The sequence below is a fragment of the Mycobacterium sp. genome, from assembly GCF_044342925.1.
Classification (GTDB): Bacteria; Actinomycetota; Actinomycetes; order Mycobacteriales; family Mycobacteriaceae; genus Mycobacterium.
In genome coordinates this window covers 1-3,399 of the sequence record NZ_JBIIOV010000241.1, presented here as the reverse complement: position 1 = coordinate 3,399, position 3,399 = coordinate 1, and the positions used below count along the sequence as shown (strand labels likewise).

At 70.6% G+C, this 3,399-nt stretch carries 4 protein-coding genes; 2 read left to right on the top strand and 2 right to left on the bottom strand.

Translation table 11 applies throughout. The features are described from left to right. A partial coding sequence (locus ADBZ6I_RS16705) for a YqgE/AlgH family protein (protein WP_526385819.1) occupies window positions 1-352 on the top strand: 352 nt, incomplete at its 5' end. An 18-nt stretch (window positions 353-370) separates the two neighbouring features. Here ADBZ6I_RS16705 and ADBZ6I_RS16700 read toward each other — a convergent pair. Both ADBZ6I_RS16700 and ADBZ6I_RS16695 read right to left on the bottom strand, forming a co-directional pair. Continuing rightward, window positions 371-721, bottom strand: coding sequence for a hypothetical protein (locus ADBZ6I_RS16700; protein WP_526385817.1), 351 nt, complete (start codon window positions 719-721; stop codon window positions 371-373). A 30-nt stretch (window positions 722-751) separates the two neighbouring features. Next, window positions 752-1,804, bottom strand: a complete 1,053-nt coding sequence (locus tag ADBZ6I_RS16695; RefSeq protein ID WP_526385815.1) for an LpqN/LpqT family lipoprotein — start codon at window positions 1,802-1,804, stop codon at window positions 752-754. A gap of 241 nt (window positions 1,805-2,045) precedes the next feature. On the opposite strand from ADBZ6I_RS16695, the gene ADBZ6I_RS16690 reads away from it, so the two are divergent. Continuing rightward, the coding region (locus tag ADBZ6I_RS16690) for a class I tRNA ligase family protein (protein ID WP_526385813.1) at window positions 2,046-3,399 on the top strand (1,354 nt) is incomplete at its 3' end.

The following is a 3,399-nucleotide window of genomic DNA, read 5'->3' as shown; positions in this document are numbered from 1 at the left end:
GGTCAAGCGGGACTCCGCGCTGTGCCTGGGAACCCTGCGCGTCGGGGTGGACCCCGACGGCATGACCGGTCTGCGGCACGTCTCCGGCCGCATCGTCATGATCGACCTCGACGCCGACCCCCAGCTGATCGCCACAGCGGTCGAGGGCGTGCGCATCTTCGCCGGCTACTCGGGTTGGACCATCGGGCAATTGGAGGGCGAGATCGAGCGCGACGACTGGATCGTGCTGTCCGCTCTACCGTCGGACGTGCTGGTGCAACCCCGGGTGGACCTGTGGTCGCGCGCGTTGCGCCGCCAGCCCATGCCGTTGCCGTTGCTGGCCAGCCACCCGATCGACCTCAGCCGCAACTAGATCGGTGGCGGCGGTCCGTCAGGAGCCGCACACTTTCGCGCAGCCGCCGCACCCGTCACCGGATCCGCAGCCGCCGCCGCCGGCCTGCTTGCGCTCGACGTAGCGGGCGCTCTGCCAGGAGCCGGCGACCAGGGTCGCGATCGCACCGACCACGCCGACGATCAAGCCGATCAACCGGATGGGCGACGGAGCGGCCCAGGCCACCAGCCCGGCAGCGGCCAGCATCACCCCGGCCGCCACCTGGGTGGGCGCCACCGCGCGCACCACCTGTCCGGTGAGGTCGGTCGGAGCCGGCCGGGTCAAGGTCCACAGGCCGGACCCGCCGATCAGCACGGCCAGGCCCAGGCACACCAGCGCCGCGACAGTCATGGCCCCACAATACGAGCCGCGGGCCGCCTTCTACCCAGCGGGCACCGTCGCCGCGACCGCGGTGGCCGGGTCGGTGACCGGCGGCGGGACCATCGCCGAGACCGGCGGAACAGCGGCCGCGGGTGCGGGCGGCGCGGCCGGTGCCGGAGCGGCCGGCGGTGCGGCGGGTGCCGGAGCGGCCGGCGGTGCGGCGGGTGCCGGAGCGGCCGGCGGTGCGGCGGGTGCCGGAGCGGCCGGCGCGGCCGCCGGGGCGGGTGCAGCGGCGGGCGGCGCAGCTGGGTCGGTTACCCGGAATCCGTTGAGGATGCCGTCGGTCGCCGGGGAGGCGGCCACCGCCTGGTTGGCCGCGGTCGTCACCGACAGCGCGAGCAGGTACTGGTCGGCACCGGACTTGGCGATGATGTACCGCTTCGAGGTGTTCAGCGTGATGTCGCCGTCGCGGTAGGTGCCGGTGATTATCGACGACGGGAAACCGCCGAACTCGGCCATCGAGGCCGACGTGGACTGCCAGACGCGCTGCTTCTGACTGTCGACGAAGCCGTGGCTGATCGCCTCGCGGGGATCGAACTCGCCGACCAGCTTGTAGACCTGCAGCTGGGCGTTGGAGGTGTAGAGCCCGTCGCCGCCCTTGCGGTCGGCGATCACGCCGAAGGCGTCGGGCACGTTCGGGTCGGGCACCACACTCCAGCCCGGTGGTACCGGCAGCACGATGTTCAGGGCGGTGAACCCGGCCGCCTTCTGCGGCTCGATCGTCACGCCCTTGTCCTTGAGGAATTCCGCGATGGTGCCGGAGGTGGCCGGAGCTATCGGGGGGACAGCGGGTTCGGCTGCCACGGCGGCCGGGCTCGCGACCGCGGCCGGGGTGGCCGGGGCCGGGGGCTCGGTAGCGGGGGCCGCTGCCGCCGGCGCGGCGGGGGCGGAGGTGACGGTGACGGTTTGGGTCACCGTCGCGGGGGCGGGTGCCGGCGGAGGGGGCAGGACCGGCTCAGCCGAGGCGCTGGCGCCGGCGAACCCGATGACGGCCGCAGTTCCTGCAGCCACTCCACCGAGCACTACCCGCCAATTACGGGCATTCGTGTTCATCGTTGACGTCCTTGTTCGAACGGCTGGGCGGCGCGGTTGAGGTGCGCAGCCCACTTCCGTGCCCGACTGTAACCAGCCGCCGGACGCGTCGGACAGCGCTGGAACCGACCTGGAACCAACCCCTGACCACCCCGCGACGCAACCGATACCGAGCCGTTGCCCGGCGCGGCTTGATTGTCCGACTTCTCCTCGTCGCTACGCTCCGCATCGTCGTCGGTCGGCGCCCCGATACCCTGTCTGCGTGACGGAATCGCCGATGACCACTGCGAACAGCTCTGCGAGCGGCCGGGGCGACGCTGACGGCACCGATGTACCTCCGTATCGCTACAGCGCGGAGTTGGCGGACCGTATCGAGCGCGAATGGCAACACAACTGGCAGCGCTGGGGGACCTTCAACGTACCCAATCCGGTGGGCTCCTTGGCGCCGGCTGACGGCGCCGCGGTGCCGGCCGACAAGATGTTCGTCCAGGACATGTTCCCCTACCCGTCCGGGGAGGGCCTGCACGTCGGTCACCCGCTGGGCTATATCGCCACCGACGTCTACGCCCGCTATTTCCGGATGACCGGACGCAATGTGCTGCACGCCTTGGGTTTCGACTCCTTCGGCCTGCCGGCCGAGCAGTACGCCGTGCAGACCGGCACGCACCCGCGCACCCGCACCGAGGCCAACATCGAGAACTTCCGGCGCCAACTCGGTCGGCTGGGACTCGGCCACGATCAGCGCCGCAGTTTCTCCACCACCGACGTCGACTTCTACACCTGGACGCAGTGGATCTTCCTGCAGATCTACAACGCCTGGTTCGACCCGGCGGTGAACAAGGCCCGTCCGATCGGCCAATTGATCGCCGAATTCCACAGCGGCACCAGGACTCTGGACGACGGCCGCGCTTGGGCCGAGTTGAGCGCCGGGGAGCGGGCCGATGTCGTCGACGGCTACCGGCTGGTCTACCGGGCCGACTCGATGGTCAACTGGTGCCCCGGGCTGGGCACCGTGCTGGCCAACGAAGAGGTCACCGCTGACGGCCGCAGCGAGCGCGGTAACTTCCCGGTGTTCCGGAAGCGGTTGCGGCAGTGGATGATGCGCATCACCGCCTACTCCGACCGGCTGCTGGAAGACCTCGACGTGCTGGACTGGCCGGACAAGGTCAAGGCCATGCAGCGCAACTGGATCGGCCGATCCACCGGCGCCTCGGTCTTTTTCGCCGCCGGCGATGCCGATATCGAGGTGTTCACCACCCGGCCGGACACCCTCTTCGGTGCCACCTACATGGTGCTGGCACCCGAGCACGAACTCGTCGATCGGCTGACGGCCGCGCAGTGGCCGGCCGGCGTCGACCAACGCTGGACCGGCGGCGCCGCCACCCCGGCCGAGGCGGTCGCGGACTACCGGCGGTCCATCGCGGCGAAGTCGGACCTGGAGCGCCAGGAGAACAAGACCAAGACCGGCGTGTTCATCGGTGCCTATGCAACCAATCCTGCCTACGGCCAACCCATCCCGGTGTTCATCGCCGACTACGTGCTGCTGGGCTACGGCACCGGTGCGATCATGGCCGTCCCCGGCCACGATCAGCGCGACTGGGACTTCGCCGACACCT

What these genes read in the sequence shown, in the direction of transcription:
- ADBZ6I_RS16700 (WP_526385817.1), bottom strand. Translation starts at nt 721, where the DNA reads ATGACTGTCGCGGCGCTGGTGTGCCTGGGCCTGGCCGTGCTGATCGGC.
- ADBZ6I_RS16695 (WP_526385815.1), bottom strand. Translation starts at nt 1,804, where the DNA reads ATGAACACGAATGCCCGTAATTGGCGGGTAGTGCTCGGTGGAGTGGCT.